This window comes from Streptomyces sp. NPDC026672, assembly GCF_040638185.1.
Classification (GTDB): Bacteria; Actinomycetota; Actinomycetes; order Streptomycetales; family Streptomycetaceae; genus Streptomyces.
This window is the reverse complement of the sequence record NZ_JBEZXS010000051.1, coordinates 23,260-49,117: the sequence shown is the minus strand read 5'-3', so window position 1 is coordinate 49,117 and position 25,858 is coordinate 23,260. Positions and strand designations below refer to the sequence as shown.

Genomic DNA, 25,858 nt, shown 5'->3' with positions numbered 1-25,858 from the left:
GGTCACTTGCAGGTCTCAGAACCTACAGGCGCCCACTGACAATCGTCCCCGCCGTCCGCTGCCGCCGCCGTCACCAGCTGGTCTTGCGGTGCAGCTCCCACATCATCATGATCGTCGACGGGTCGAGGGCCCGCTCCCCGCCGGACACGTCGTCGCTGGCGGCGACGTACTGGCGGCCCTGCCACAGCGGGAGCAGCCGGGCGTCCGCCACCAGGATGCGCTGCGCCTCCTCGAACTGCTTGACGACCCGCGCGCGGTCGCTCTCCCGGCGCGAGTCGGGCAGCAGCCTGCCGGTGATCTCGGGCACGTCGTAGGGCGTGCCGAGCGCGTTGTCGCGGCCCACGAAGGGTGCGACGAAGTTGTCCGCGTCGGGGAAGTCGGGGAACCAGCCGCGCCCGAACACCGGGTACTCGCCCTTCTGGTAGCCGACCACGTAGGTCTTCCAGGGGCGGCTCCTGAGGGTGACGGTGAACAGGCCGGAGTCCTCCAGCTGGCGCTTCAGTTCCTTGAACTCCGCGGCCGTGCCGGAGCCGTAGCGGTCGGTCGTGTACCAGAGGGTGAGCGGGACACGGTCGGTGATGCCGGCGCCGGTGAGGATCGCGCGGGCCTTGGCGGGGCTGGGGTCGCCGTAGTCGTCGAAGAAGCCGGTGGTGTGCCCGGTCAGGCCCTTGGGGACCATCGAGTACAGCGGGTCGACGGTGTCCTTGTAGACCTTGTGCGTGATCGCGGAGCGGTCGACGACCTGGGCGACCGCCCGGCGCACGGCGGGAACGCGGGCCCAGCGGTCCCTGGGGTTGAACACCAGGTAGCTGATGTCGGTGCCGGCGCCGTCCACGAGCTGGAGGTCGGTGGCGTCGTGGCCCTGGAGGGCGACGACGTCCTCGGCGGCGAGTCCCCGGTAGGTGACGTCGATCCGTCGCTCGCGCAGGGCGGCGACCATGCCGGCGGAGTCCTGGAAGTACCGGACGGTCACGGCGCTGTTCTTGCGGTCGGCGAATCCGGTGTAGTGCTCGTTGCGGACGAGGACGGCCCGCTCGCCCTCCTCGTACGACGCCAGCCGGTAGGGCCCGGAGCCGTCGACGCCGTCGCCCTCGCGCAGCCTCCCGGCGGGGTAGCGGTCGGGGTCGACGAGGGACATGGCCGGGGTGGCGAGCACGAACGGGAAGGTCGCGTCGGTCCTCGTGAGGTGGAAGACGACCTCGTCGTCGCCGAGGACCTGGACGCGTTCGAGGCTGCCGAGGAGTCCGGCGGGACCGCTCGGGGCGTTGATGGTCCTGATGCGGTCGATGGAGTGCTTGACGGCGTCGGCGTCCAGCGGGTGGCCGTCGGTGAACCGGAGGCCGGGGCGGAGGGTGCAGGCGTAGGTGCGCTTGGCCCGGTCCGTGAAGCGGCAGCCGCGGGCGGCGTCGGGCTGGGGGGTGGTGGCACCGTTGGGGTAGGCGAGGAGGGTCTGGTAGACGTTGCGGAACAGCTCCCAGGAGCCGTCCCAGGCGGCGGCCGGGTCGAGGGTGCTGGGGGCGCTGGTGGTGCCGACGACGATCGGACCGTCGCTCTCCTGGTCCCCGTCCGTGAACAGTCCGCATCCGGCCACCAGGGCCAGGGCGGCGGCCGTCGCCGCTCCGCGCAGGAATCCGATCCGACTGAACACGCGCATGCTCCTCGTTCCGCCGTACCGGGCCGGGGTCGGCAGACCATATCGCAGCGTCGCGGCCCGTGAACCCCCTGTGGAACAGGGGTGTTGGCGGTACCGGCGATGACGACGTTGTCATCCCGTCGTTCGAAACGTCCGCGCCGGAATTTCGTGGTTTCCGACAAACGGGCGCCGCTCCCCGAAGGGGAACGGCGCCCGTCCGTCTGGCCGAAAAGGATCAGCCGGTGCCGGAGGTCAGCCCACGCCGGCGTTGAGGAAGATGCCGCCGTCGACGACCAGCGTCTGACCGGTGATCCAGTCGGACTGCTCGGATGTCAGGAAGGCGGCTGCGCCGCCGATGTCGGAGGGCACGCCGAGCCGGCCGAGCGGGTAGGCCGCGGCGGCCTCCGCCTCGCGGCCCTCGTAGAGCGCCTGGGCGAACTTGGTCTTGACGACGGCCGGGGCGATCGCGTTGACCCGCACCGAGGGCGCGAACTCGTGCGCCAGCTGCTGGGTCAGGTTGATCATCGCGGCCTTGCTGACGCCGTACGCGCCGATGAACGGCGAGGGGGCTATGCCCGCGACCGACGCGATGTTGACGATGGCGCCGCCGTTGTCCTTCTGCCAGGCGTGCCAGGTCTTCTGGGCGAAGCCGAGCGCCGAGACGACGTTGGTCTCGAAGACCTTGCGCGCCACGTTGAGGTCGAGGTCAGCCATCGGTCCGAACACGGGGTTCGTACCGGCGTTGTTGACCAGGAAGTCGACGCGTCCGAAGACCTCCATGGCGCGGGCGACGGCCTCGGTCTGGTGGTCGAGGTCGTGCGCCTTGCCGGCGACGCCGACGACGCGTTCGGCGCCGAGCCGTTCGACGGCCTCCTTCAGGGCCTCCTCGTTGCGGCCGGTGATGACGACCCGGTCGCCGCGTGCGACCAGCGCCTCGGCGACGCCGTAGCCGATGCCCCGGCTGGCGCCGGTGACGAGGCCGACCTTGCCCGAGAGTTCGGGGAGTTGAGTCATGTCCGTGATCCCTGGCTCTCGGCTAGTCGAGCGGTCCGCCGGCGACGTACAGCACCTGTCCCGAGACGAAGCCGGCGGCCTCGCCGGTGAAGAAGGCGATGGCGTTGGCGACGTCCTCGGGCTCGCCGACCCGCTGCACGGGGATCTGCGAGGCGGCCGCGGTCTTGAAGTCCTCGAAGCCCATCTTGACCCGCTCGGCGGTGGCCCGGGTCATGTCGGTGGCGATGAAGCCGGGGGCGACGGCGTTGGCGGTGATGCCGAACTTGCCCAGCTCGATGGCGAGGGTCTTGGTGAAGCCCTGGAGACCGGCCTTGGCGGCGGCGTAGTTGGCCTGGCCGCGGTTGCCCAGCGCGGAGGACGAGGACAGGTTGACGATACGGCCGAAGCCCGCCTCCACCATGTGCTGCTGGACGCCCTTCGTCATCAGGAAGGAGCCGCGCAGATGCACGTTGAGGACGGTGTCCCAGTCGGACTCGCTCATCTTGAACAGCAGGTTGTCGCGGAGCACGCCCGCGTTGTTGACGAGGATCGTCGGGGCGCCCAGCTCCGCCACGACACGGGCGACGGCGGCCTCGACCTGGCTCGCGTCGGAGACGTCGGCGCCGACGGCGACGGCGCGCCCGCCCGCCGCGGTGATCCGCTCCACGGTGTCCTTGCAGGCGGCCTCGTCCAGGTCGACCGCCGCGACGGCCCGGCCCTCGGCCGCCAGTCGTACGGCGGTGGCGGCGCCGATGCCGCGTGCCGCGCCGGTGACCACGGCGACCCGCTGGTCAGTGGTGGACATTGTTTCTCCTCGCCCTCGAGAGAACCTACTGCGGTGAGCGACCGCTTAGTACCTTCAGCGCATGTGACGCTAGAAGCCCCGGCACCCGGTGTCAACGGCCCACCCGGTGCATGTGATCCATTACCTCACCAGCAGGTCCAGAAGGCGCTCGGCCTCGGCGGCGGGATCGCTGGTCAGCCCCGTGTGGACGGGTCCGGGCTGCACCACCGTGGAGCGGGGTGCGATCAGCCAGCGGAACCGCCGTCCGGGGTCGTCCTCCCCGGCCCGCCCGGCCGCGTCGCCCCCGGCGCACACGCGCTCGACGGCGCCGAGCGCGGCCCGCACGCCCGCCACGTCGGCCGCCGGGTCGAGCGCGAGCAGCCGCGCCTCGTCGAGGTGGGTGCGGGCACCGACGTAGGTGCGGGCGCGGCAGTAGACGACGACCCCGGCGTTGACGCACTCGCCTCGTTCGACACGGGGGACGACGCGCAGCAGGGCGTACTCGAAGACGTCCCGGTCGCCGCCCTGACCGGCCCGGGTGATGTGTCGCTCGGTCACATGGCCGGCCATGTGGATGTGGGTCTCGCTCACTTGCCCTCCTCGATGCCGGTGATGCGGTCGTGGACGACGGCGGCGCGGGCGAGCAGCGGTCGCGCGTAGGCCCGGCGCAGGTCGTCGGGGGTGTCGAAGCCGGGTTCTCCGGTGAGCCAGGCGTCGGGGATCTCGGCGGTCACCTCGTCGAGCAGCGCGCCGGTGACGAGGGGGGCGAGTTCGGCGGCGGCCGCGGCGACGTCCGGGGAGAATCCGGCGAGGGCGTGGTCGGAGGCGTCGTAGGGGCGGGCCGCGGAGGCGTCGGCGCCGGGCCAGTTGTGGTGCCAGATCATGGTGGCGCCGTGGTCGATGAGCCACAGCTCGCCGTGGTGCATCAGGAGGTTGGGGTTGCGCCAGGAGCGGTCGACGTTGTTGATCAGGGCGTCGAACCAGACGATGCGGCCGGCCTCCTCGGGGCCGACGGCGAAGGCGAGCGGGTCGAAGCCGAGGGCGCCGGAGAGGAAGTCCATGCCGAGGTTGGTGCCGCCGCTGGAGCGCAGCAGTTCCTGCACCTGCTGGTCGGGTTCGCCGAGGCCCAGCACGGAGTCGAGTGCGACGGTCACCAGACGGGGCATCCGGAAGCCCAGCCGCCGGGCGAGCTCACCGCAGACGACCTCCGCGACCAGCGTCTTGCGGCCCTGTCCGGCGCCGGTGAACTTCACGACGTAGGCCGCCAGGTCGTCGGCCTCGACGAGCCCCGGGAGCGAGCCACCCTCACGCAGGGGGGTGATGTAGCGGGTCGCGGTCACTTCGCGCAGCATTTCCTCAGGCCATCCAACGTCTCAACCCTGCAACCGACGGCGGAGACCGCGCACCCCTCACTCCCGGCCTCCGGCATGAAGTGAGCATAGTAACCAGGCGTGATGAGGATCGGACGGCCGGACAGGCCGGGCATCGCCTCGGGCCACCGGCGACCGCGCCAGGTGTCGGCAGCGGGAGGACGGCCGCGGCTTACGGCGCCCCGACCCCGCGGACGGCATGATCTCGGCAGCGTGTGAACGGTCGGCGCCCCCCGGCCGTACCCCTGAACGGATCACCGAACTCTCCCCGGAAGGGAATCCCTCATGACCAGCGCATCGCTCAACCCCGCAGCAGGACCGGCCCGCCGTACCGTCATGGCGGCGGCCGGAGCGGCGGGGCTCGCCGTCGCGCTGACCGCCTGCGGCGCGGACGACAGCACGGACTCGTCCGGGGCCTCCGGCTCCGGCACCACGCAGGACAGCAACGGGTCGGGCGGCGCCGGAGCCGGTGGTGCCGCGCTCGCGAAGACCTCCGACATCCCGGAGGGCGGCGGCAAGATATTCAAGGACCAGGGCGTGGTCGTCACCCAGCCGACGGCCGGCACCTACAAGGCGTTCTCGTCGAAGTGCACCCACCAGGGGTGCGCGGTGAGCAGCATCGCCGACGGCGCGATCGTCTGCCCGTGCCACGGCAGCCAGTTCTCCGTGGAGGACGGCAGCGTCAAGAAGGGTCCCGCGACCCAGCCGCTGGCCTCGGCGAAGGTCACCGTGTCCGGCGACGAGATCACGCTCGCCTGACCGGGACCGCCGGCACGGCCGTACGACACGGCCGGACACCTCGTACGCGGTCGCGACCGTGGCGACCGGGACGAGGGGCGGATCTCGCGGGGGCGCCGTGCACCGGTGCCCCCGCGGCGGGTCCGCCGGAACGACATGGGGAAGAGGGGGGCGAGACGGATGGCCGTGCCGCAGCGCCGGGGCCGGAGAATCATGATGACGCCCGGCGAGCTGGACGCGTTCCTCACCGCGCAGCGCACCTGCCGGGTCGCCACCGTGTCCGCGGACGGCGCCCCGCACGTCAGCGCCCTGTGGTTCGTCTGGGACGGCACGTCCTTGTGGCTGTACTCGGTGGTGCGCAGCAGACGGTGGGCCCAGTTGAGCCGCGATCCGCGGGTGGCGGTCGTGGTGGACTCGGGCGAGGAGTACGACCAGCTCCAGGGCGTGGAGCTGTCGGGCACCGTGGAGTTCGTGGGCGAGATCCCGCGCACCGGGGAACTGCGCGCCGAACTCGACGTCCCGGAGACGCTGTTCGCGCGCAAGAACTTCGGCGTCGAGGAGATGCCCCACGACGGTCGCCACGCCTGGCTCCGTCTGACCCCGGAGAAGACGGTCTCGTGGGACTTCCGCAAGCTGGGCGGGGCGTAGTCGGGCGGAGGCGGCGACGCCCGCTCACGAACCGTGGCGCCGCCTACACGTAGACCCCCGGGGGCGCCGGTCCCGTCGCCGCGGCGATCGCGTCCGCCAGGAGCGCCGTCTCCCGTGGGGTCAGGGTCGAGACGGTGACGCGGACGGCCGGCGGGGTGGTGAGGCGGAAGCGGGCGCCGGGGGCCACCGCCCAGCCCGCGTGCAGGAGGCGGGAGACCGCCGCCGTCTCGTCGGGGACCGGGACCCAGACGTTCATGCCGCTGCGGCCGTGCGCCCGCACACCCCGTTCGGCCAGGGCCTCGACGAGCCCGTCGCGGCGGGCGCGGTAGGCGGCGGCGACCGACGCGCCCGCGACGGCGTCGTCCGCCCACAGCCGGACCACCGCCCGCTGGAGCAGCAGGCTCACCCAGCCGGGCCCCAGGCGCTGCCGGCCACGCACCCGGTCGACCGTGACGTCGTCGCCGGTCAGGACGGCGAGCCGCAGGTCGGGGCCGTACGCCTTGGCGACCGAGCGGACCAGCGCCCAGTGCCGGGTGACGCCGGCGAGGGGGTGCAGCGGCAGGTCGACGATGCCGTGGCCGTGGTCGTCCTCGATCAGCAGGGTCTGCGGGAACCCGCGCAGGACGGAACGCAGCGCCCGCGCGCGTGACGCGCCCACCGAGGCGCCGGTGGGATTCTGCGCGCGGTCGGTGACGATCAGGGCGCGGGCGCCCGACTCCAGGGCGCGCCGCAGGTCCTCGGGCAGTGGTCCCTCGTCGTCGACGCCCACGGGGACCGTGCGCAGCCCGAGCGCCGGGACGAGGTCGAGGGTGCGGGTCCAGCCGGGGTCCTCGACGGCGACCGCGTCGCCCGCTCTGAGGTGTGCGGCGAGGACCCGTTCGACGGCGTCGAGGGAGCCGGACGTCACGGCGAGGGGCCCCGCCGGGACCCCGTCGGTGTCGAGTCCGGCCCGTGCGATCCGCGCCAGTTCGGGTTCCACCGCCTCGGCGCCGTACAGCACCGCCCGCCGGTCGCCCTCCCGCGCGGCGGCGGCGAGCGCGGGCGCGAGCGGGGGGAGCAGCGCGGGGTCGGGGTTGCCGTCGGACAGGTCGCGCACCCCGGCGGGCACGTCGACGCGCAGGTGGTCGCGTCCCGTGGTGGCCGGCTTGGGCCGGACCCGGCTGCCCCGGCGGCCGTCGGTCTCGATGACCCCGCGCTCGCGCAGGGTGCGGTAGGCGGCCGCGACGGTGTTGGGGTTCACTCCGAGCCGGGTCGCCAACTCCCGCATGGGTGGCAGCGGTTGTCCGGGCTCCAGCGTTCCGGAACCCACCGCCCGCTCGACGCTGGCCGCGATCTCCGCTGCGCCGCGCCCACTGATCGGATATTCTCCTAGCACAAAACCAATTATGCACTAGTGCAATCGAGACCGATACGGGAGACCGCCATGCAGGGCACCGAACGGCCGTCGGCGCGGCCCGCCGCGTACACCCCGACCGACCGCACCGTCCCCACCCGGGCCGCCGAACGGGCGTCGTACGACAGGGACGTGGTGCACGCGATACTCGACGAGGGCTACGTCTGCCACCTCGGGTTCGTCCGCGACGGCGCCCCCGTCGTCCTGCCCACGCTGTACGCCCGGGTCGGCGAGCGGCTCTACCTGCACGGCTCGACGGGCTCGCGTCCGCTGCGGATGTCGGGCGCCGCCGACCCCGGCCTCCCGGTCTGTGTGACGGTCACCCACGTGGACGGCCTGGTGCTGGCGCGCTCGGCGTTCCACCACTCGATCAACTACCGCTCCGTGGTGGTGCACGGCACCGCGCACCGGGTCACCGATCCCGAGGAGCGTGCGGCGGCGCTGGACGCGCTGGTCGACCACGTCGTCCCGGGCCGCTCGGCCGACTCCCGGCCCGCGAACCCGAAGGAACTGGCCGCGACCGCCGTGCTCGGGCTCGACCTGGACGAGGTGTCGGCCAAGGTCCGCGCGGGCGGCGCCAACGACGAGCCCGAGGACCTGGACCTGCCGCACTGGGCCGGCGTCGTCCCATTGCGCAAGGGGTACGAGACCCCGGTCGCCAACGCCGACCTGGCCCCCGGCGTCCCGCTCCCCGCCTACCTCGGCTCCCTCGACCGTGCCCGTGGGTGATCCCCCGGGCGTCACACGGGGACCGGCTGTGCCGCTCGCGCGGCGCGGGCCTCGGCAAGTGCCAGTCCTGCGACCGAGCCCAGCATCAGCAGGGTGCCCGCGACCGTGGGCGCCGTCAGCCGCTCGCCGAGCAGCGTCACGGCGAGGACGGCGGCGCTCACCGGCTCCAGGAGCATGATCACGGAGACGGTGGCGGAACGGATCACGGCGGCGCCCGCGAAGTAGAGGGCGTAGGCGAGCGCCGTGGGCACGGCCGCGATGTAGACCAGCAGCCAGAGCAGCCGGGCGAGTTCGGCGGTGTGCGGCACCAGGCCCTCGGCCAGCGCGAACGGCAGCAGGCACAGGCTCGTCACCGCGAACGCCCCTGCCGTCGTACCGGAGTTGTGGCCGCCGTCGCGCCCCCACCAGCGGGTGAGCAGTGTCATCGCGGAGTAGCCGGCGGCGGAGGCGAGGGCGAGCAGCACACCCGTCGGGCGCACACTGGCCCCGGAGCCGCCGAGCGTGAGGACGGCCAGACCCGCGAGGGCCCCGGCGACGGCGACGGCCCCGCCGCGTCCGAGTCGTTCACCCAGCACGAGTCGGGCGCCGAGCGCGATGAGGATGGGCCCGGCGCCGAGGGTGACGACGGTCGCGACGGCGAGCCCGGTGGCCGAGACGGCGGCGAAGTAGGCGGTCTGGAACACGGCCAGACCGAGCCCGGTGGCGACGACCCGCACCGCCCGGCGCGAGCGGGACCGCCGCGGTCGCGGCCGGGCGGCGGTCGGCCGGCGTGTGCCGGGGCGCAGCAGACGGCCGGCGAGCAGCAGGACGAGTCCGGCGGCGCAGCGCCAGAAGGACAGGGTGACGGCGTCCATGTCGCTGGTCCGGTAGACCAGGGAGGCGGCGGCGCCCGCGGTGCCCCAGGCGGCACCGGCGACGATCAGGTAGAGGAGGCCACGCCCGACGGGCAGGCCGAAAGCGTTCGACACGAGTTCTCTCCGCAGAGGTGCAGAAGTTCGGGAGGCGACCCCGCTTCAGCGGGGCGCGCGGACTTCTTCCGCGGGCAGCACCGTCCCGCCCGGTGCGAGGGGCACCGAGCGTGTTTCCCGGAGGCCCGCCTCAGGCGGCCGGAGGCGGAAGGACAAGCGCGTGCGAAGGCATGCGGGCAGCCTATGCGGCGGTGGAGGGGGTGGACAACTCGGTCCCGGTGCCACCGGCGGCGACCGGCGCGGCCGAGCCCTTGGCGGGTGTCGAGGACTGGGCGATGAACGCCCCGGCGAGGACGACCGCCCCGCCCACGACCTGCGGCGCCGACAGGTGTTCGCCGAGCAGCACCCAGGCGAGCACGGTCGCGACGACGGCCTCCAGACAGGCCACCACACCGGCGACCTGCGGGGAGAGCCGTCGTACGGACACCACACCGGTGACGTACGCGACGACGGTCGCCACCAGCACGATCCAGGCCAGCAGCGCGACGGCCGGGACGGAGGCGCCGTTCATGGAGGCCGTGCCGGAGAGCACGGACCAGTCCATGGTCCAGGGGCGGGCGACGGCGGTGAGCACGAGGGCGCCGACGAGCAGTCCGTACGCGATGACGCCGAGCGGGTCGGGGGCCTCGGCGCCGGCCTCGCTGCCCTGGTCGGACAGGACGAAGTAGCCGACCTGGCAGCAGGCCGCGCACAGCGCCAGCAGCAGGCCGAGGGCGTCGAAGCCGAGCCCCGACCACACCTCCACCACACAGGCGAGGCCGCCGGCGGCGAGGACCACACCGAGGGCGGCGGCCCGGGTGACCGGCCGGCGCTGCACGAACCGCACCCAGCCGAGCACCAGCGCGGGGGCGAGGTACTCGACGAGCAGGGCGACGCCGACGGGTATGCGGGAGATCGCGGCGAAGTAGCACGCCTGGACGCCGGCCACGGCGAGCAGTCCGAACCCGGCGACCAGCGCCGGCCTGCGGCGCGGCAGGTCCCGGTGGCGCACGGCGAGCGGGAGCATCACGAGGGCGGCCCCGGCGACCCGCAGCCACACCACGTGCAGCGGGTCGAGGCCCGCCTCGATCAGCGGCTTGGCCGCGACACCGGATCCACCGAAGGCGAGGGCGGACCCGAGTGCGAGACCGAGTCCGACACCGTTCCCCGCATTGCTCTCAGAGTTGGGCACCGGCACATGATGACAGGCGACGACAGGACCGTCACCCCCGTTGACACCTGTCCCATCCGCCGGCCGTGACGGCCGCGGATCCCGGCGGGCGGGGTCCTCAGCAGGTGACCGCGCCGTCGGCGTACTCGCCCGAGGGGCGGTCGAGTCGCTCGCGCAGTTCGGTGGGGCACACTCCGGCGCGGGTGAGCACCTCGACGGCCCTGGACAGCGGGTCCGCGACGATCGCGGCGAGCAGGTCGGTGCCCGAGGCGGGGCCCGTGCCGAGCCGCAGGGCCCGGTCGCGGGCGCGCTCCATGGCGGTCGTGGCGAGCGGGGACCATCCGCCGGCGTCCTTCGCCTCGGGGTCGCCCGCCCTGGGTACGGGCAGGACGGTCAGCGTGCCCGAGCCCTCCACCGAGCTCTGCCAGCGCAGCCCGTAGCCGATGCTGCGCTGCACGAGGTAGCCGAGGAGGCGGGCGAGCTGGGGACCGTCGCCGGTCACGGCACGCACACCGGGGTCGGACTCCAGGAGCGAGTGCAGCAGATGGGCGGTGTCGACCTGCCGGTCCCCGTCCCTGACGGCCCTCCGGCGGGCACCGGCGACCACCGCTGCCAGCTCGGCACTGAGCCCGGCATCGTCGTCCACCCGGCGCGCGTCCTGTTCGTCGGCGGCCCGGCGGGGGTTACGGGGTTGCACGTCCTCTACCCCATCAGCCGCCCGGACGCCGGTCATCCCCGGAGGGAAGCATCTTGTCGTCCCACGCAGAGTGGACGCGACCGGCCGGAATCTCCTCCTTACGGAGGAGATCAGGCCGAATTCGCCCAAGGGGCGCGCGCCGCCTCGCCCCACGCCCCGGGCGCAACCACCACTCGTCCTTCGCACGTCGACACGGGTATGGAGAACGGGTGCTGGCTGGTGGCCCTGCCGGCGGTCGACGGCAGGCACTACGTGTACCGGGTGTACGCCCCGCAGGACGCACTGCTCGCCGACCTGTTCTGGGAGGCGTGGCACACGCACGACGAGAGCAGGTACCCGCGCGCGTGGGACCTGTTCGACGCTGCGCTCATACGGCACGTGAGCTGACCGGACCGACCGGAGGACGCACCGAGGCGCCCCGCGTGTGCACGCGGGGCGCCTCGGCCACTCCAGGACACCGGTCGGGTCGGGTCAGTCCCGGTCCTCGTCGGCGAGGATCAGATACAGCTTCTTGCGGGCCTCGTTGATGACGCCGAGGGCCTTGTCCCGCTGGTCCTTGCTGCCGGTCTTCCACACCTGGCCGAACGCCTCCATCAGCCCGAACCCGGCCTGGCGGATCTCACCCAGCGCTTCCCAGTCGACACCCCGCGAGGCCTCCTCCCAGGGGGCCTCCGGGCCCTCGTCGGCGGCGGTGCGGCCGCTCTCGGTGAGCGAGAACAGCTTCTTGCCGCCCTCACTGGCGCTGGTGATCAGACCCTCGTCCTCCAGCAGCTGGAGGGTGGGGTAGACCGAGCCGGGGCTCGGCTTCCACGCGCCCCCGCTGCGCTCGGCGATCTCCTGGATCATCTCGTAGCCGTGCATGGGCCGGTCCTTGAGGAGGGCCAGGATCGAGGCCCGTACGTCACCGCGCCGCGCCCTCCCCCTGGGTCCCCCGCGTCCGCGCGGCCCCCAGGGCCCGGGGCCGAATCCCGGCCCGCCGGGCCCGAAACCACCGCCGGGTCCGAAGGGCCCGAAAGCGGCCCGCAGCGCCTCGAAGCCGCCCCGCCCGCCGTGGTGGTGGGGGCCGCCGTGCCCATGTCCGTGCTCGAATCCGTGGTTGCGCATCATCCACTCCATTCCATCGTTGATCAGTCGCGATGCGTCAACGATATATCGGAACTGTTCGTGTGGCAATCCCCTGCGCCCTGGGCCTCCGCGGAGGGCCTAGCGTCTGGCGGTATGCGTATCCGAATCGTCGACGCCTTCGCCGACCGCCCCTTCTCCGGCAACCCCGCGGGAGTCCTGCTGCTCGACGCCTTCCCGGACGACGGGTGGCTCCAGAACGTCGCCATGGAGGTCAATCACGCCGAGACGGCGTTCGCGCACCGGCTGCCGGAGAGAGGGGAGGCGGACTGGGCGCTGCGGTGGTTCACACCCGTCACGGAGGTGGCGATGTGCGGGCACGCCACGCTCGCCACGGCCCACGTGCTGCACACCACCGGCGCCCACGAGGGGCCGGTGCGGTTCGCGACCCGCAGCGGTGTGCTGGTGGCGACGCCCGCCGGGGACGGCTCGATCACCCTGGACTTCCCGACCGCCCCGCTCACCCCCGTCGAGGTCCCGGCCGGTGTGGCCGAGGCCCTGGGCGCCGAGCCGGTGGCCGCGTGCGACACCGGAGCGCAGGTCGGCGACCTGGTGCTGGAGCTGGCCGACGAGGCGACCGTCCTCGGACTCGCCCCGGACCACCGGGCCCTGGGGGCCTACTCGGCGCGCGGGATCATCGCCACCGCCCGCGCCGCCGACCCGGCCCGGGGCCACGACTTCGTCTCCCGCTGCTTCTTCCCGAACGTCGGCATCGACGAGGACCCGGTCACCGGCAGCGCCCACACCGCGCTGGCGCCCTACTGGTCCGCGCGCCTCGGCCGCCCCGACCTCACCGGACTCCAGGCGTCCCGGCGCTCGGGGACCGTGCGCACCGGGCTGCGCGGCGGGCGCACGCTGCTCACCGGGCGGGCGGTCACCGTGATCGACGGCGAACTGCTCACGCCGTAGGCAGCCAGCCGACCTTGCCGGCGAGCACGGCGTATCCGACGAACGCGCCGATGTCGAGCAGGGAGTGCGCCACCACCAGGGGGCCCACCCGGCCCCAGCGCCGGTACAGGTAGACGAAGACCACGCCCATCACCATGTTGCCGATGAAGCCACCGACGCCCTGGTAGAGGTGGTACGAGCCGCGCAGCAGGGAGCTGGCGACCAGCGCGGTGCCCGGTGTCCAGCCCAGCTGTCCGAGCCTGCGCAGCAGGTAGCCGACCACGATGACCTCTTCGAGGACGGCGTTCTGCACGGCGGAGAGGATCAGCACCGGGTACTTCCACCACACGTCGGGCAGTGCCTCGGGGACGACCGTGAGGTTGAAGCCGAGGCCGCGCGCGGCCAGGTAGAAGGCGATGCCGGTACTGCCGATCACGGCCGCGACGCCCGCCCCTCGGCCCAGGTCGGGCCAGGGGCGGGTGCGGTCGAAGCCGAGGGTGCGCAGGCTCTCGCCCTCACGCATCAGGAAGTGGGCGACGAGGGCGACGGGGACGAGGGCGGTGGTGATGCCGAACAGCTGCCAGGCGAGGTCCAGCCAGGGGCGGCCGGGCGCGGCCGAGGCGTTCAGGGTGGCGGCCTGGTCCTTCAGACCGCCCGGCTTGGTGACCGACCCGATGAAGCTGATCAGCGCCGACACACCGCTCGCGCCGAGCGACAGCGCGAGCACCAGCACGGTCTCGTCCCGCAGGATCCGCCGTACGCCCCGTTCCCCCGCCACGTCGACACCCACCAGCCCACCCGCCTCCACTCGACCGGTCCCACAGCTTGCCCGATCAACATGAGAAACCCACGACCGCCCCCCGCCTCAGCGCGCCGACGACAAACGGAGGAGGCCGCCGCCGGGGAATTCCGGAACGGACAGGCCGCGAACAAGCACACACGCCGCCCCCGGGCCGACGTCACGACTGCCGGTCGGCCACGGCACCAGACGGCAACCGCAGGACCGAACACCACGAGGCCGGGCACCCCAGAGCCGGGCACCGCGGGACCGGGCACCCCAAGGCCGGATGCCGCAAGGCCGGACACCCCAAGGCCGGGGGCCGGGGCGTGTGTGTCCGGTGCCCGGCCTTCGGCGTCGGCCGTCTCTGCGTGTCCCGCGTGAAAGGCGGGCGGTCGGGGTCAGCCCAGGGGGACCGGTTCCGGGATGCCCACCGGCCAGGTGTGGACCGGTTCGCCCGCGTGCATCAGCGTGGCGTAGCGGCGGGTCGTGGCGGCCAGGGCCGCCTCGCGGGACATGCCGCGTTCCAGGGCCCGGTGGAAGGTGGCCGCCTGCCAGGACGCCCCGTTGACCCGGCGCCGGCAGCGCTCCTCGATGACGCCCAGGTAGAGGTCGCGGTCGGCGGCCTCCACCCCCCACGCGTCCAGCCCGGCCGCGGCGAGGGGCAGCAGCTCGTCGCGCACGAGCGTGACGGCGTCGACCTCTGCCGTACCGCCGTACCGCCCGCGCCGGGGCCAGACGAAGCGGGCGTCGATGCCGTACCGGCAGGCCGCGTCGAAGTTGGCCTCGGCGGCCGCGAACGGCAGCCGGGTCCACACGGGCCGCGACTCCTCGGCGAGGGCCCGCACCAGGCCGTAGTAGAACGCCGCGTTGGCGATGACGTCGGTGATGGTGGGCCCGGCGGGCAGCACCCGGTTCTCGACGCGCAGGTGCGGGACGCCGTCCGCGATGCCGTACACCGGCCGGTTCCAGCGGTACACCGTGCCGTTGTGCAGCACCAGCTCCGCGAGCCTGGGCACCCCGCCCGCGTCGAGCACCTCCAGCGGGTCCTCGTCGTCGCACATCGGCAGCAGCGCCGGGAAGAAGCGCAGGTTCTCCTCGAACAGGTCGTACGCCGAGTCGATCCACCGCTCGCCGAACCAGGTGCGGGGCCGCACGCCCTGGGCCTGGAGCTCGGGCGGCCGGGTGTCGGTGGACTGCGTGAACAGCGGGGGCCGCGACTCCCGCCACAGCTCGTGCCCGAACAGGAACGGCGAGTTCGCCCCCACGGCGATCTGCGGCGCGCACGCGACCTGCGCGGCGTTCCACACGTCCGCGAAGCGCCCCGGCGTGACCTGGAGGTGCAGCTGCACGGACGTGCACGCGGCCTCCGGCACGATCGACTTGGACGTGCACGTCAGGTGCTCGACGCCCTCGATGTCCAGCTGGAAGTCCTCGCCCCGCGCGGCGACGATCTGATCGTTGAGCAGCGTGTAGCGGTCGACCTCGGAGAGGTTCGCCGAGACCAGGTCGTCGCGTTCGAGCGTCGGCAGGATGCCGATTATCACGATCCCGGCGTCCAGCTCGCCCGCCTTGCGGTCGGCGTACGCGAGGGACGTCCGCAGCTCCTCCGCGAGCCGGTCGAATACGCGCCCGCCCAGCCGGTGTGGGGCAATGTTGACTTCCAGGTTGAACATGGCGAGTTCTGTTTGGAAATCACGGCTCGCGATGCGTTCGAGCACCTGCGCATTCATCATGCGGGGCATGCCGTCGGCACCTGCCAGATTCAGCTCGATCTCCACGCCCATGAGGTTCTTGGGCCGGTCGAACCGTTTCTCCGCGAGGAGCCGCTCGAGTCCCGTCAGACACTTCCGGAGCTTCTCCCGGTAGTGCTGGCGATCGGACAGGTCGATCGGCCCTGCCACGACCTTCTCCCCCATCGAAGTGTCCCTCCTCGGATGGGCGGGCCGCAGATCCGGCCGCCGGGTAACGGTCCGGAAGGGATGATGCCCAGCGGATGCGATCGATAACGTCCCGCGCGGCCCCCGTGCCCGCTACTCTGTGGGAGGGAGTCCGGGGGCACATTCACGGGGCATGAAGCAGTACGCACCTTCTCATTCCCCGAGAGCCTCGTGAAAAACGCCGACGACAATCGGCCGACCGATCCGGCGGGATCGTACGAGGTCAGCAGGGGTCACTCGACGGGGAATCGGGATTTTCTCCCGCGAATCCACGACCGAATTGTGCCTTGTTCTGTTTACCGGAAACGGCTAGCCGAAACATCGCGTGAACACGTGTCGTATAAACTCCGCGAAGAAGGCAGAAGGTTGGCGCCCCGGTCCTGGTTCCTGCCGTCGGGAGATGTGCGGCAGACCGCTTCCACGCCTCGCTCACCGACCCGGGTCCCGGCTTCTCCGACTCCACGAGCTGACAGCGACGTCCGCCCCCGCCCTCGCGCCACCGCGCCTGTCGACAGAGAGGCGACCCACCATGCCCCTGCAAGTCCCCCCTGCGCCCGCGCCCGCCCTGCGCTCCGTCCTCGCGGCCCTCGGTTCCCCCACCGCGGTCCGTGAGGCCAGGACCCCGGCCCTGCGGTCCGCCCAGCATCCGGCCACGGCCGAACTCCCCCTGCCCGTCCATGTGCTGGACCGGATCACCCCCGAGGGGATGTCCGCGACCCGGCTGACCGGATGGCGCTTCCTGATCCGCTGCGACGAGCGGGCGGTGGCGGCTGCGGAGACGATGCTGACGCCGGACGGCTGGGCGTTCTCGCACTTCTTCGAGGGTCCGTACATCCCCTCCACCGAACGGGCGCTGCGACAGGCCGAGACCCTGCAACAGACCTATCAGCCGCGGCTGTTGTCGCTGCCGGGCCTCTACATGCTGACGCTGTGGCTGCACGGCGACTGCACCGCGGACGGCGCCGAGGGCCACCCCGCCGCCACCGACCTGCTCGTGCCGCTGGCCCCCGCGCCGCCCGGCATCGCGGCCCACCGGCCGCACCGGGTCGCCGAGTTGCTGCCGGTCCTGACGAACCGCGCCACTCCCCCCGCACCGCTGCTCGGCTCACCCGCCTGACGGACGGACGAACGCCCCGTGCCCCGCCGCCGGCCGACCGGCGACGGGGCACGTCGTTTCCCGCCCCGGCCCGCGCGCCCGGTCCGGACTAGCCCCATCAGGCCATCGCGAACCACCCGAACCGACCGGTCGATTGGGCTGAACCATCCGCTTGGGCGATGCGTCATCAACCTGTGAAGAAGCGGTGCTGCGAAATACCTGCGGATTGACGTCCGGAGAGCAACACTGGGTTCCGACCGACCATTCATCACGGGGGACGGACATGACATCGACACAGCGAAAGATCCCACCCATGTGCCAGCACCAGCCACCGTGCCCGACCGCAGAATCCGCCGACCGGGAGTCCGCCCGCCTCACGGCGCACCACCCGGAGCAGGGCTGGAGCCTGCTGTGCAACGGCGTTCTGCTCTTCGAGGACACCGGTGAGCTCCTGCCCGACGGCCAGGTCATCGCGCCGCACCGCCCCCTCGGTGCCGGCCGGGTGATGACCGCCGCCTGACGTACCGCCCGGGCGTCCTTCCGCTCCGCCCGGTGACCATGAGGGGCCGGCTCGCCCACGTTTCGGGGCGCACCGGCCCCGACGCATGTCCGGAGACGGCCACCGCGGGTGACCGTCCGGACCGGCTGCGTCAGCCGCGCGGTGCGCGTCCCCGTCTCACAGCCCCACGTCCCGGCTGCGCAGGTCGTCCAGGGACTCCCGGCGGACCAGCAGCCGGGCGCGGCCGTCGCGCACGGCGACCACGGGCGGCCGGCCGACCATGTTGTAGGCGGAGGCCATGGACAGCTGGTAGGCGCCGGACACCGGCACCGCGAGGAGGTCCCCGGGCCGGATGTCGGCGGGGAGTTCGGCCTCGGCGAGGACGTCCCCGGCCTCGCAGTGCCGGCCGACGACGGTCACCGGGGCGGTGGGCCCGGTGCTGTGGCGGCCGATGAGCCGGGGGGCGTACCGGACGCCGTACAGGGCCGGGCGCGGGTTGTCGCTCATGCCGCCGTCGACGGCCGCGAAGGTCCGCCCGCCGGTGTGCTTGACCGCGAGCACGTGGTAGACGGCGACGCCCGCGGGGCCCACGACGGCACGGCCGGGTTCGACGATCAGCCGGGGCACCGGGAGGCCCGCCGAGGCGCAGGCGTCGGCCAGTTCCGCGCGGACCCTGCGGGCCAGGGCGGTGAGGTCGAGGGCCGGTTCGCCGGGGCGGTAGGCGATGCCGTGGCCGCCGCCCAGGTCGAGCTCGGGCAGGACCACGCCGTGCTGCCGGTGCAGCCTGGCCATCAGGCCGACCATGCGGCGCACGGCGGCGAGGTACGGCTTCACGCCGGTGATCTGCGAGCCCAGGTGGCAGTGGAGCCCGGTGAGTCGCAGGTGCGGCTGGTCGAGGATGCGGGCGATGGCGTGCTGGGCGTAGCCGTCGGCGAGGGAGAGACCGAACTTCTGGTCCTCCGTGCCGGTGCGGATCTTGTCGTGTCCGCCCGCGGCGATGCCGGGCACCACCCGGACCAGAACGTCCTGCCGGTGGCCGGGGCCCGCGGCGGCGGCGAGCCGGGGTATCTCCGAGGGGCTGTCGATCACGATGCGGCCCACGCCGAGCCGCAGCGCCAGTTCCAGGTCGCGCGGGGACTTGGCGTTGCCGTGCAGCACGATCCGCTCCGGCGGGAAGCCCGCGGTGACCGCGAGTCCCAGTTCGCCGGCCGAACAGACGTCCAGGCCCAGGCCCTCCTCGTACACCCAGTGCACCATGGCCCGGCACAGGAACGCCTTGGCGGCGTAGACGACCTCGGCGTCGGGGAAGGCGTCGCGGTAGGTGCGGCAGCGTTCCCGGACCTCGTTCTCGTCGAGGACGTAGACGGGGGTGCCGAAGCGGTCGGCCACCTCGGCGAGCGATACGCCGCCCACGGCCGGGTGGCCCGTGCGGGGCTCGGTGGTGGAGGCGGGCCACACCGGCAGTCCGGTGGGCACGGTGGTGACGGTGGTGTCGTGCAGGGTCGTCATCGGGAACTGCCTCTCATCCGATCCGCAGGGGCGCGGCGGGCTCGACGGGGCCGACCGGGGTGGGCGCGGGTGCCGAGAACCGGGGGTCCACGGTGACCGTGGTGACACCGAGCGGGGCGGTCAGCGCGCGCAGCGCGGGCTCGGCGAGCCGGATCCACGGCCGGCCGGGGCCGAGGGCGGCGGCGAGGCGCCGGGCCGAGGTGAAGCCGACGGCCGTACGGTCGCCGAGCGGGGTGCGGAACAGCCGGGTCGCGCATCCCGCGGGTCCCGGCCGGACGGGCACGTACAGGGGTCCGGCCGGGGAGCGATCGGAGGGCTCCGGGTCTTCGTCGCACAGAGGTTCGAGCATGGGGTGTCTCCTGGAGGATCCGGGACGGTGTGTCGACGGGTCGGCCGCGCCCGGTGCGCGGGGCCCGGGAGCCCCGGGCGCGGGGAGGCGGGCCGGGGCTCGCCGTCGACGCTATGCCCGTCGGACCTGCCCCTCCGAGAGCTCATGACGCGATGCTGACGGTGTCCGGCGGGACGCTGACGGGATGCTGACGCGCGGGGCTCCGGCGCCGGTGGAAGGCGTCAGGGGCACGCCAGGAAGGGGTGCGCGCGCTGGCCGTGGGGCGAGGACGGGGGTGTGATGGAAGGAGCCTCGCGCGCGGGGCCGCCCCCGGGGACTCCGGTGGGCCCGTACGGCGATCGGTGGAGCGATGTCCGGATACGACGCCTCCGCGGCCCCCCGGGTCGTGGTCGGCGTGAGCGGTTCCCTGGGCAGTGTCACCGCGCTGTCGCGGGCCGTTGCGGAGGCCAGGTGCCGGGGTGCCGAGCTGTGGCCCGTGCTGGCCTGGGAGCCGCCCGGCGAGGAAGTGGGCACACGGCGCTTCCCCGGGCCCTGTCCGCCGGCCGACGAGTGGCAGCGGCTGGCCGGGCGGCGGCTCGGCTCGGTGCTCGACGACGTCTTCGGCGGCAGCGGTCCCGGGGTGCCGATGCGGGCGCTCGTCATCCGCGGCACGCCCGGCCGGGCCCTGGTGGAGACGGCGGCCCGCGACACGGACGTGCTGGTGGTGGGGGCGGGCCGGCGCGGCTGGCACCGGGCGTTCTCCGGACATGTCTCCCGCTACTGCCTGGCGCACGCGACCTGCCCGGTCCTCGCGGTCCCGCCCTCCCCGCTGGAGTCGGACCTCAGCGCGGCCCACCGCCGCAACACCTGGCACCTCCCCCTGACCACCCGTGACCTGCGCCACCACCGCGACACCCGCTGACCGCCGGCGGGACGCCGGCGGTCAGCGGGTTGCGCGAGGAGGGCGATCACGAGCGCGCGGACCGGCTGGGGGCGTCCCCCGCGACCGGCGCCCGTGTCGTCAGCCGCCCTTGGTCAGTTCCCGGAGCGCGACGTTGAGTTCGAGGACGTTGACACGAGGTTCGCCGACGAAGCCGAGGGTCCGGCCGCTCGTGTGGTCCTCGACCAGCTTCCGCACCCGCTCGACCGGCAGGCCGTTCTCCGCGGCGACCCGGTGGACCTGGAGGCCGGCGTAGGCCGGTGAGATGTCCGGGTCGAGTCCGGAGCCGGAGGAGGTCACCGCGTCGGCGGGCACCCGGGACGGATCCACGGTGTAGCCGGGCACCGAGTTGTCCCTGACGACGGCGGCCTTGGCGTCCCGCACCTGCTGGACCAGGTCCTTGTTGTCGGCGGCCAGGTTGGTGGCGCCGGACAGGATCAGCTTGTACCGCGTGTTGACGCTGTTGGTGCCCAGGCCGTTCTGCGGGCGGCCCTGGAACCACTTCAGGTCGGGGTCCGGTGTCTCCTGCCCCTTCTTCAGCGGCAGGTTGTACGACTGCCCGATCAGCGAGGAGCCGACGACCCTGCCGTTCGCCTTGATCTCGGAGCCGTTCGCCCTGTCGTGGAACAGACCTTGGGCGAGGCCCGTGACGACCAGCGGATAGGCGACGCCCGTGACCAGGGTCAGCACGAGGAGGGCGCGCAGCCCCGCTCCGAGCAACCGGGCCGTGATGGATACGGAGTTGTTCATGCCGATCAACGCTCTTTCGGAAAGTCACAGCCCGGGAATGAGGGAGATGAGCAGGTCGATGACCTTGATGCCGACGAAGGGGGCGATCAGCCCGCCGAGCCCGTAGACGCCGAGGTTGCGCCGCAGCATCCGGTCCGCGCCGACCGGCCGGTAGCGCACGCCCCGCAGCGCGAGCGGCACCAGCACGACGATGATCAGCGCGTTGAAGATCACGGCCGACAGGATCGCGGAGTCCGGCGAGGACAGGGCCATGATGTTGAGCCTGTCCAGGCCCGGGTAGACCGCGGCGAACAGCGCCGGGATGATCGCGAAGTACTTGGCGACGTCGTTGGCGATGGAGAACGTCGTCAACGCGCCCCGGGTGATGAGGAGTTGCTTGCCGATCTCGACGATCTCGATGAGCTTGGTCGGGTTGGAGTCGAGGTCGACCATGTTGCCGGCCTCCTTGGCGGCCGACGTACCGGTGTTCATCGCCACGCCGACGTCGGCCTGGGCGAGCGCCGGGGCGTCGTTGGTGCCGTCCCCGGTCATCGCGACCAGCTTGCCGCCGGCCTGCTCGCGCTTGATGAGGGCCATCTTGTCCTCGGGGGTGGCCTCGGCGAGGAAGTCGTCGACACCCGCCTCCTCGGCGATCGCCCTGGCCGTCAGCGGGTTGTCGCCCGTGATCATGACCGTTTTGATGCCCATGCGGCGCAGTTCGCCGAAACGCTCGCGCATGCCGTCCTTGACGACGTCCTTGAGGTGGACGACGCCCAGCACCCGGGCGCCTTCGGTGTCCTCGACGGCGACGAGCAGCGGGGTGCCTCCCGCCGCGGCGATCCGGTCGGTCAGCTCCTGGGCGTCGGCGGCGACGTCGCCGCCGCGTTCGCGGACCCAGGCGGTGACCGAACCGGCGGCGCCCTTGCGGATGCTGCGCCCGTCGACGTCCACGCCCGACATACGGGTCTGGGCGGTGAAGGCGATCCACTCGGCGCCCGACAGCTCGCCCTGGTGGCGCTCCCGCAGCCCGTACCGCTCCTTGGCCAGGACGACGACGGAGCGGCCCTCGGGTGTCTCGTCGGCCAGCGAGGAGAGCTGTGCGGCGTCGGCGACCTCGGCCTCGGTGGTGCCGCGCACGGGGACGAACTCGGACGCCTGCCGGTTGCCGAGGGTGATCGTGCCGGTCTTGTCGAGCAGCAGCGTGGAGACGTCTCCCGCGGCCTCGACGGCGCGGCCGGACATCGCGAGGACGTTGCGCTGCACCAGCCGGTCCATGCCGGCGATGCCGATGGCGGACAGCAGCGCGCCGATCGTGGTCGGGATGAGGCAGACCAGCAGGGCCACCAGCACGACCGTCGTCAGATGCGTGCCGGCGTAGTCCGCGAAGGGCGGCAGGGTGGCGCAGGCCAGCAGGAAGACGATCGTGAGCGACGCGAGCAGGATGTTCAGCGCGATCTCGTTGGGCGTCTTCTGTCTGGCCGCGCCCTCGACGAGGCCGATCATCCGGTCGATGAACGTCTCACCCGGCTTCGTCGTGATCCTGATGACGATGCGGTCGGACAGCACCTTCGTGCCGCCCGTGACGGCCGAGCGGTCGCCGCCCGACTCGCGGATGACGGGCGCCGACTCTCCGGTGATGGCGGACTCGTCGACGGAGGCGACACCCTCGACGACGTCACCGTCGCCGGGTATGACGTCACCGGTCTCGCAGACGACCAGGTCACCGATCCTCAGGTCGGTGCCCGGGACCCGCTCCTCGGACGCGCCGCCCGTGCGCAGCCGCCGGGCCACGGTGTCGGTCCTGGCCCTGCGCAGGGTGTCGGCCTGGGCCTTGCCGCGCCCCTCGGCGACCGCCTCGGCGAGGTTGGCGAAGATGACGGTCAGCCACAGCCAGGCGCTGATGGTCCAGCCGAACCAGTCGCCCGGGTCGGTGAAGGAGAAGACGGTCGTCAGGATCGAGCCGACCCACACCACGAACATCACGGGCGACTTGACCATCACCCGCGGGTCGAGCTTGCGGAAGGCCTCCGGCAGGGACCTGATGAGCTGCTTGGGATCGAAGAGGCCCGCGCCGACACGGCTCTCGGCGGGCCGGTGACCGGTGGGGACGTCGCTGTGCGGCGCCCGGGTCTCGGTGGCTGTGGACATCGAGTCCTCTGACTTCTCTGGCTTCTCGGTACGGGTGGTCATCACGCCAGCCCCTCGGCGAGCGGGCCCAGCGCGAGGGCGGGGAAGTAGGTGAGACCGGTGATGATCAGGACGGCGCCGACGAGCAGCCCGGTGAACAGCGGCTTCTCGGTGCGCAGGGTGCCCACCGTGGCGGGCACCGGCCGCTGCTCGGCGAGCGAACCGGCGAGCGCGAGGACGAACACCATCGGCAGGAAGCGGCCGAGCAGCATCGCGAGGGCGGTCGTGGTGTTGTACCAGTCGGTGTTCGCGTTCAGTCCGGCGAAGGCCGAACCGTTGTTGTTCACGGCCGACGTGAAGGCGTACAGCACCTCGGAAAACCCGTGCGCACCGGGGTTCAGCATCGAGTGCGGCGGGGTGGGCAGCGCCATGGAGGCCGCCGTGAACACCAGCACCAGGGCCGGGGTGACCAGGATGTAGCAGGCGGCGAGCTTCATCTCGCGGCCGCCGATCTTCTTGCCCAGGTACTCGGGCGTGCGGCCGACCATCAGACCGGCGATGAACACGGCGATGACCGCGAGGATCAGCATGCCGTAGAGGCCGGAACCGGTGCCGCCGGGCGCGATCTCGCCCAGCATCATGCCGAGCATGGTGATCCCGCCGCCGAGCCCCGTGAAGGACGAGTGGAAGGAGTCCACGGCGCCGGTCGAGGTCAGCGTCGTCGACACGGCGAAGATCGAGGAGCCGCCGATACCGAACCGGACCTCCTTGCCTTCGAACGCTCCGCCCGCCGCCTGGAGCGCCGGGCCGTGGTGGGCGAACTCGGTCCACATCATCAGGGCGACGAAGCCGAGCCAGATGGTGCCCATCGTGGCGAGGATCGCGTACCCCTGCCGCACCGAGCCGACCAGGAGACCGAAGGTGCGGGTCAGCGCGAACGGGATCAGCAGGATCAGGAAGATCTCGAACAGGTTGGTGAACGGGGTGGGGTTCTCGAAGGGGTGGGCGGAGTTGGCGTTGAAGTAGCCGCCGCCGTTGGTGCCCAACTCCTTGATGGCCTCCTGGGAGGCGACCGCGCCGCCGTTCCACTGCTGCGAGCCGCCCATGAACTGGCCGACCGCGTGGATGCCGGAGAAGTTCTGGAGCGCGCCGCAGGCCACCAGGACCAGCGCGGCGACGAAGGCGAGCGGCACCAGGATCCGTACGGTCCCCCGCACCAGGTCGGACCAGAAGTTGCCCAGTTCACCGGTGCGGGAGCGGGCGAATCCCCGCACCAGCGCCACGGCGACGGCCATGCCGACGGCCGCCGAGACGAAGTTCTGCACGGCGAGACCCGCGGTCTGCACGACGTGCCCCATGGTCTGTTCGCCGTAGTACGACTGCCAGTTGGTGTTGGTCACGAAGGACACGGCCGTGTTGAACGACTGGGCCGGGTTCACCGAGGAGAAGCCGAGCGAGCCGGGCAGCACGCCCTGGATCCGCTGGAGCAGGTAGAGGAACAGGACACCCACGACGGAGAAGGCGAGGACACCGCGCAGATAGCCGGGCCAGCGCATCTCGGTGTCCGGGTCGGCACCGATGCCCCGGTAGATCCACCTCTCCACGCGCAGATGCTTCGGGGAGGAGTAGACCCGGGCCATGTAGGTGCCGAGGGGGGCGTAGCAGAGTGCCAGCGCGCCGATCAGGGCGAGCAGTTGGAGCACTCCGGCGAGGACGGGACCCATGCGCGTCTCAGAACCTCTCCGGGAAGATCAGGGCGAGGACGAGATAGCCCAGCAGGGCGACGGCCACGACCAGGCCGACGACGTTCTCGGCGGTCACAGCTTCGTCACCCCCTTGGCTATGAGGGCCACCAGCGCGAAGACCACGACCGTGGTGACGACGAAGGCCAGATCGGCCATCGTGAACTCCTGGAGTGAGGTTCGGAAAGGAACGGAACGGAAGGGAACGGACGGTTCGAGGAAAGCGCGCATCCGACCGTTTCCGGCCACCGTTGATGGGTCCCTTACGGGCGCCCGCGGGCCCTTGACGGGACTCTTACGGCCCGCCGTTTCATCAGGACCGTGTCAAAGAGCGTCAGGAGGGGGGACTGCCGGGCCGCGGGTCCCTACCGTCGGAGGTATGGAGCGGTACGACGAGGCACGGCCGGCGGGCGGGGACGTGGTGCACGACCGTCACTGGGCCGGTGACGTGCGGGTCGCGGTCCGCTGCGCGGCCGGGCTGTTCACCATGCTGCTGCTGATCGACGCGGCGGCGGGCGGCCTGACGTGGTGGCGCGGCGCCCTGTGGGCCGGGCTGGCCGTCCTGCTGTTCCTGGTCCTGGTGCCGGCCCGGGTCTCGGCGGGCGAGGGCTGGCTGGCCTCCCGTCGGCTGCTGCGCACCCGCCGGGTCCGCACCGACCTGCTGGTGTCGGTGTACCGTGTGGACGGCGTGTCCCGGCGTCTGGTCCTGCGCGACACGTTCGGCGGCCGTGTGGAGGTGGACCCCCGGACGCTGATCGACGACCCCCGGCTGTGGTACCGCGTGGCCGAGGACGCCCGGCGTTCCCTGACCGCGGGCGGCCTGTTGTACGGGGCGACGGCCCTGCGCCGGATCGAGGACGACATCAACGGCGAGACGGCCCACACGGTCTTCCGCGTCTCCGGCCTCGACTGACCGGGTCCATCACTCTCGGTGTTCTCCCCCGCCGGCCGGACACCCCTGCTCCCCCGTACCGCCCAGCAGACGTCCGGCGTGCGCGGTCCTCCGTTTCCTGACGTTCCGCCACCGCGCGGAAGGCGATTCTTAACGCAAGATTGA

The 25,858-nt window shown here is 72.6% G+C and carries 28 protein-coding genes; 9 read left to right on the top strand and 19 right to left on the bottom strand.

Annotated features, from left to right (window positions below):
* Positions 1-70 precede the first annotated feature (70 nt).
* The 5 genes from AB0F77_RS37190 to AB0F77_RS37170 form a co-directional block, all read right to left on the bottom strand.
* Entirely contained in the window at positions 71-1,654 is a 1,584-nt protein-coding gene (locus tag AB0F77_RS37190; RefSeq protein ID WP_361957287.1) for an ABC transporter substrate-binding protein, read from the bottom strand.
* Between the two features lie 231 nt (positions 1,655-1,885).
* On the bottom strand, positions 1,886-2,647 hold the full coding sequence (locus tag AB0F77_RS37185) for an SDR family oxidoreductase (protein ID WP_361957285.1): 762 nt from the start codon (positions 2,645-2,647) through the stop codon (positions 1,886-1,888).
* A 22-nt stretch (positions 2,648-2,669) separates the two neighbouring features.
* Complete coding sequence (gene fabG / locus AB0F77_RS37180; RefSeq protein WP_361957283.1) at positions 2,670-3,431, bottom strand: 3-oxoacyl-ACP reductase FabG; 762 nt, start codon at positions 3,429-3,431, stop codon at positions 2,670-2,672.
* A gap of 120 nt (positions 3,432-3,551) precedes the next feature.
* Positions 3,552-4,001, bottom strand: a complete 450-nt coding sequence (locus AB0F77_RS37175; RefSeq protein ID WP_361957281.1) for a DUF3037 domain-containing protein — start codon at positions 3,999-4,001, stop codon at positions 3,552-3,554.
* The gene (locus tag AB0F77_RS37170; protein WP_361957279.1) at positions 3,998-4,762 is read right to left on the bottom strand and encodes a HipA family kinase; all 765 of its coding nucleotides are present in this window, start codon (positions 4,760-4,762) and stop codon (positions 3,998-4,000) included. Before AB0F77_RS37170 ends, AB0F77_RS37175 begins: the two co-directional genes overlap by 4 nt.
* Positions 4,763-5,065: 303 nt before the next feature.
* Between AB0F77_RS37170 and AB0F77_RS37165 the strand changes: the two genes are divergently transcribed.
* Both AB0F77_RS37165 and AB0F77_RS37160 read left to right on the top strand, forming a co-directional pair.
* Positions 5,066-5,539, top strand: a complete 474-nt coding sequence (locus AB0F77_RS37165; RefSeq protein ID WP_361957277.1) for a Rieske (2Fe-2S) protein — start codon at positions 5,066-5,068, stop codon at positions 5,537-5,539.
* A 159-nt stretch (positions 5,540-5,698) separates the two neighbouring features.
* Complete coding sequence (locus AB0F77_RS37160; protein WP_361957275.1) at positions 5,699-6,166, top strand: pyridoxamine 5'-phosphate oxidase family protein; 468 nt, start codon at positions 5,699-5,701, stop codon at positions 6,164-6,166.
* 43 nt (positions 6,167-6,209) lie between these two features.
* Here AB0F77_RS37160 and AB0F77_RS37155 read toward each other — a convergent pair whose 3' ends face one another.
* Positions 6,210-7,541, bottom strand: coding sequence for an aminotransferase class I/II-fold pyridoxal phosphate-dependent enzyme (locus tag AB0F77_RS37155; RefSeq protein ID WP_361957272.1), 1,332 nt, complete (start codon positions 7,539-7,541; stop codon positions 6,210-6,212).
* A 48-nt stretch (positions 7,542-7,589) separates the two neighbouring features.
* Here AB0F77_RS37155 and AB0F77_RS37150 point away from each other — a divergent pair, with 48 nt between their 5' ends.
* The gene (locus AB0F77_RS37150; protein WP_361957269.1) at positions 7,590-8,288 is read left to right on the top strand and encodes a pyridoxamine 5'-phosphate oxidase family protein; all 699 of its coding nucleotides are present in this window, start codon (positions 7,590-7,592) and stop codon (positions 8,286-8,288) included.
* An 11-nt stretch (positions 8,289-8,299) separates the two neighbouring features.
* Here the strand turns inward: AB0F77_RS37150 and AB0F77_RS37145 are convergent, their stop codons facing one another.
* The 3 genes from AB0F77_RS37145 to AB0F77_RS37135 form a co-directional block, all read right to left on the bottom strand.
* Positions 8,300-9,256 (bottom strand): EamA family transporter, encoded by a 957-nt coding sequence (locus AB0F77_RS37145; protein ID WP_361957266.1) that lies wholly within the window; start codon positions 9,254-9,256, stop codon positions 8,300-8,302.
* Positions 9,257-9,437: 181 nt separating this feature from the next.
* A complete protein-coding gene (locus AB0F77_RS37140) occupies positions 9,438-10,433 on the bottom strand; it encodes an EamA family transporter (RefSeq protein WP_361957263.1) in 996 nt (331 codons plus the stop codon).
* 91 nt (positions 10,434-10,524) lie between these two features.
* Positions 10,525-11,103: a Clp protease N-terminal domain-containing protein gene (locus tag AB0F77_RS37135; RefSeq protein WP_361957260.1), complete on the bottom strand. Its 579-nt coding sequence runs from the start codon at positions 11,101-11,103 to the stop codon at positions 10,525-10,527.
* A 198-nt stretch (positions 11,104-11,301) separates the two neighbouring features.
* Between AB0F77_RS37135 and AB0F77_RS37130 the strand changes: the two genes are divergently transcribed.
* A complete protein-coding gene (locus AB0F77_RS37130) occupies positions 11,302-11,490 on the top strand; it encodes a hypothetical protein (protein WP_361957257.1) in 189 nt (62 codons plus the stop codon).
* 84 nt (positions 11,491-11,574) lie between these two features.
* Here the strand turns inward: AB0F77_RS37130 and AB0F77_RS37125 are convergent, their stop codons facing one another.
* Complete coding sequence (locus AB0F77_RS37125; RefSeq protein WP_361957311.1) at positions 11,575-12,207, bottom strand: PadR family transcriptional regulator; 633 nt, start codon at positions 12,205-12,207, stop codon at positions 11,575-11,577.
* A 114-nt stretch (positions 12,208-12,321) separates the two neighbouring features.
* Between AB0F77_RS37125 and AB0F77_RS37120 the strand changes: the two genes are divergently transcribed.
* The gene (locus tag AB0F77_RS37120; RefSeq protein ID WP_361957254.1) at positions 12,322-13,134 is read left to right on the top strand and encodes a PhzF family phenazine biosynthesis protein; all 813 of its coding nucleotides are present in this window, start codon (positions 12,322-12,324) and stop codon (positions 13,132-13,134) included.
* Here AB0F77_RS37120 and AB0F77_RS37115 read toward each other — a convergent pair.
* The gene (locus AB0F77_RS37115) at positions 13,124-13,903 is read right to left on the bottom strand and encodes a type II CAAX endopeptidase family protein (RefSeq protein WP_361957251.1); all 780 of its coding nucleotides are present in this window, start codon (positions 13,901-13,903) and stop codon (positions 13,124-13,126) included. The two genes, AB0F77_RS37120 and AB0F77_RS37115, sit on opposite strands and share 11 nt — an antisense overlap.
* Before the next feature lie 389 nt (positions 13,904-14,292).
* Positions 14,293-15,810 carry a glutamate--cysteine ligase gene (locus tag AB0F77_RS37110; protein ID WP_361957248.1) on the bottom strand — a complete coding sequence of 506 codons (1,518 nt, stop codon included), beginning with the start codon at positions 15,808-15,810 and terminating at the stop codon, positions 14,293-14,295.
* A 550-nt stretch (positions 15,811-16,360) separates the two neighbouring features.
* Here AB0F77_RS37110 and AB0F77_RS37105 point away from each other — a divergent pair.
* Positions 16,361-16,948: a hypothetical protein gene (locus tag AB0F77_RS37105; RefSeq protein ID WP_361957245.1), complete on the top strand. Its 588-nt coding sequence runs from the start codon at positions 16,361-16,363 to the stop codon at positions 16,946-16,948.
* Between the two features lie 292 nt (positions 16,949-17,240).
* On the top strand, positions 17,241-17,447 hold the full coding sequence (locus AB0F77_RS37100) for a DUF5999 family protein (RefSeq protein ID WP_361957242.1): 207 nt from the start codon (positions 17,241-17,243) through the stop codon (positions 17,445-17,447).
* A gap of 156 nt (positions 17,448-17,603) precedes the next feature.
* On the opposite strand, the gene lysA is transcribed toward AB0F77_RS37100, so the two are convergent.
* Positions 17,604-18,935, bottom strand: coding sequence for a diaminopimelate decarboxylase (gene lysA / locus AB0F77_RS37095; protein ID WP_361957239.1), 1,332 nt, complete (start codon positions 18,933-18,935; stop codon positions 17,604-17,606).
* A gap of 13 nt (positions 18,936-18,948) precedes the next feature.
* Positions 18,949-19,284, bottom strand: coding sequence for an SAV_915 family protein (locus AB0F77_RS37090; protein ID WP_361957236.1), 336 nt, complete (start codon positions 19,282-19,284; stop codon positions 18,949-18,951).
* Between the two features lie 349 nt (positions 19,285-19,633).
* Here AB0F77_RS37090 and AB0F77_RS37085 point away from each other — a divergent pair, with 349 nt between their 5' ends.
* The gene (locus tag AB0F77_RS37085; RefSeq protein ID WP_361957232.1) at positions 19,634-20,185 is read left to right on the top strand and encodes a universal stress protein; all 552 of its coding nucleotides are present in this window, start codon (positions 19,634-19,636) and stop codon (positions 20,183-20,185) included.
* A 99-nt stretch (positions 20,186-20,284) separates the two neighbouring features.
* On the opposite strand, the gene AB0F77_RS37080 is transcribed toward AB0F77_RS37085, so the two are convergent.
* The 5 genes from AB0F77_RS37080 to AB0F77_RS37060 are packed head-to-tail and all read right to left on the bottom strand — an operon-like array spanning position 20,285 to position 25,032.
* Entirely contained in the window at positions 20,285-20,953 is a 669-nt protein-coding gene (locus AB0F77_RS37080; RefSeq protein WP_361957229.1) for a potassium-transporting ATPase subunit C, read from the bottom strand.
* A 24-nt stretch (positions 20,954-20,977) separates the two neighbouring features.
* Positions 20,978-23,080 carry a potassium-transporting ATPase subunit KdpB gene (gene kdpB / locus AB0F77_RS37075; RefSeq protein WP_361957226.1) on the bottom strand — a complete coding sequence of 701 codons (2,103 nt, stop codon included), beginning with the start codon at positions 23,078-23,080 and terminating at the stop codon, positions 20,978-20,980.
* Between the two features lie 41 nt (positions 23,081-23,121).
* Positions 23,122-24,783, bottom strand: a complete 1,662-nt coding sequence (kdpA, locus tag AB0F77_RS37070) for a potassium-transporting ATPase subunit KdpA (protein WP_361957223.1) — start codon at positions 24,781-24,783, stop codon at positions 23,122-23,124.
* Between the two features lie 7 nt (positions 24,784-24,790).
* Positions 24,791-24,880 (bottom strand): K(+)-transporting ATPase subunit F, encoded by a 90-nt coding sequence (gene kdpF / locus AB0F77_RS37065; RefSeq protein WP_009326374.1) that lies wholly within the window; start codon positions 24,878-24,880, stop codon positions 24,791-24,793.
* Entirely contained in the window at positions 24,877-25,032 is a 156-nt protein-coding gene (locus tag AB0F77_RS37060) for a hypothetical protein (protein WP_361957220.1), read from the bottom strand. The genes kdpF and AB0F77_RS37060 overlap by 4 nt, the downstream gene beginning before the upstream one ends.
* A 148-nt stretch (positions 25,033-25,180) precedes the next feature.
* On the opposite strand from AB0F77_RS37060, the gene AB0F77_RS37055 reads away from it, so the two are divergent.
* Positions 25,181-25,714 carry a hypothetical protein gene (locus AB0F77_RS37055; protein ID WP_361957217.1) on the top strand — a complete coding sequence of 178 codons (534 nt, stop codon included), beginning with the start codon at positions 25,181-25,183 and terminating at the stop codon, positions 25,712-25,714.
* Positions 25,715-25,858: the final 144 nt, after the last annotated feature.

Bases quoted from the DNA above. Each gene is read 5' to 3' on its own strand.
- lysA (WP_361957239.1), bottom strand. From the start codon at position 18,935: ATGACGACCCTGCACGACACCACCGTCACCACCGTGCCCACCGGACTG.
- AB0F77_RS37055 (WP_361957217.1), top strand. From the start codon at position 25,181: ATGGAGCGGTACGACGAGGCACGGCCGGCGGGCGGGGACGTGGTGCAC.
- AB0F77_RS37125 (WP_361957311.1), bottom strand. From the start codon at position 12,207: ATGCGCAACCACGGATTCGAGCACGGACATGGGCACGGCGGCCCCCAC.
- AB0F77_RS37060 (WP_361957220.1), bottom strand. From the start codon at position 25,032: ATGCGCGCTTTCCTCGAACCGTCCGTTCCCTTCCGTTCCGTTCCTTTC.
- AB0F77_RS37150 (WP_361957269.1), top strand. From the start codon at position 7,590: ATGCAGGGCACCGAACGGCCGTCGGCGCGGCCCGCCGCGTACACCCCG.
- AB0F77_RS37185 (WP_361957285.1), bottom strand. From the start codon at position 2,647: ATGACTCAACTCCCCGAACTCTCGGGCAAGGTCGGCCTCGTCACCGGC.
- AB0F77_RS37100 (WP_361957242.1), top strand. From the start codon at position 17,241: ATGTGCCAGCACCAGCCACCGTGCCCGACCGCAGAATCCGCCGACCGG.
- AB0F77_RS37085 (WP_361957232.1), top strand. From the start codon at position 19,634: ATGTCCGGATACGACGCCTCCGCGGCCCCCCGGGTCGTGGTCGGCGTG.
- AB0F77_RS37160 (WP_361957275.1), top strand. From the start codon at position 5,699: ATGGCCGTGCCGCAGCGCCGGGGCCGGAGAATCATGATGACGCCCGGC.
- AB0F77_RS37165 (WP_361957277.1), top strand. From the start codon at position 5,066: ATGACCAGCGCATCGCTCAACCCCGCAGCAGGACCGGCCCGCCGTACC.
- AB0F77_RS37110 (WP_361957248.1), bottom strand. From the start codon at position 15,810: ATGGGGGAGAAGGTCGTGGCAGGGCCGATCGACCTGTCCGATCGCCAG.
- fabG (WP_361957283.1), bottom strand. From the start codon at position 3,431: ATGTCCACCACTGACCAGCGGGTCGCCGTGGTCACCGGCGCGGCACGC.
- AB0F77_RS37130 (WP_361957257.1), top strand. From the start codon at position 11,302: ATGGAGAACGGGTGCTGGCTGGTGGCCCTGCCGGCGGTCGACGGCAGG.
- AB0F77_RS37080 (WP_361957229.1), bottom strand. From the start codon at position 20,953: ATGAACAACTCCGTATCCATCACGGCCCGGTTGCTCGGAGCGGGGCTG.
- kdpB (WP_361957226.1), bottom strand. From the start codon at position 23,080: ATGTCCACAGCCACCGAGACCCGGGCGCCGCACAGCGACGTCCCCACC.
- AB0F77_RS37120 (WP_361957254.1), top strand. From the start codon at position 12,322: ATGCGTATCCGAATCGTCGACGCCTTCGCCGACCGCCCCTTCTCCGGC.
- AB0F77_RS37105 (WP_361957245.1), top strand. From the start codon at position 16,361: ATGCCCCTGCAAGTCCCCCCTGCGCCCGCGCCCGCCCTGCGCTCCGTC.
- AB0F77_RS37170 (WP_361957279.1), bottom strand. From the start codon at position 4,762: ATGCTGCGCGAAGTGACCGCGACCCGCTACATCACCCCCCTGCGTGAG.
- kdpA (WP_361957223.1), bottom strand. From the start codon at position 24,783: ATGGGTCCCGTCCTCGCCGGAGTGCTCCAACTGCTCGCCCTGATCGGC.
- AB0F77_RS37190 (WP_361957287.1), bottom strand. From the start codon at position 1,654: ATGCGCGTGTTCAGTCGGATCGGATTCCTGCGCGGAGCGGCGACGGCC.
- AB0F77_RS37090 (WP_361957236.1), bottom strand. From the start codon at position 19,284: ATGCTCGAACCTCTGTGCGACGAAGACCCGGAGCCCTCCGATCGCTCC.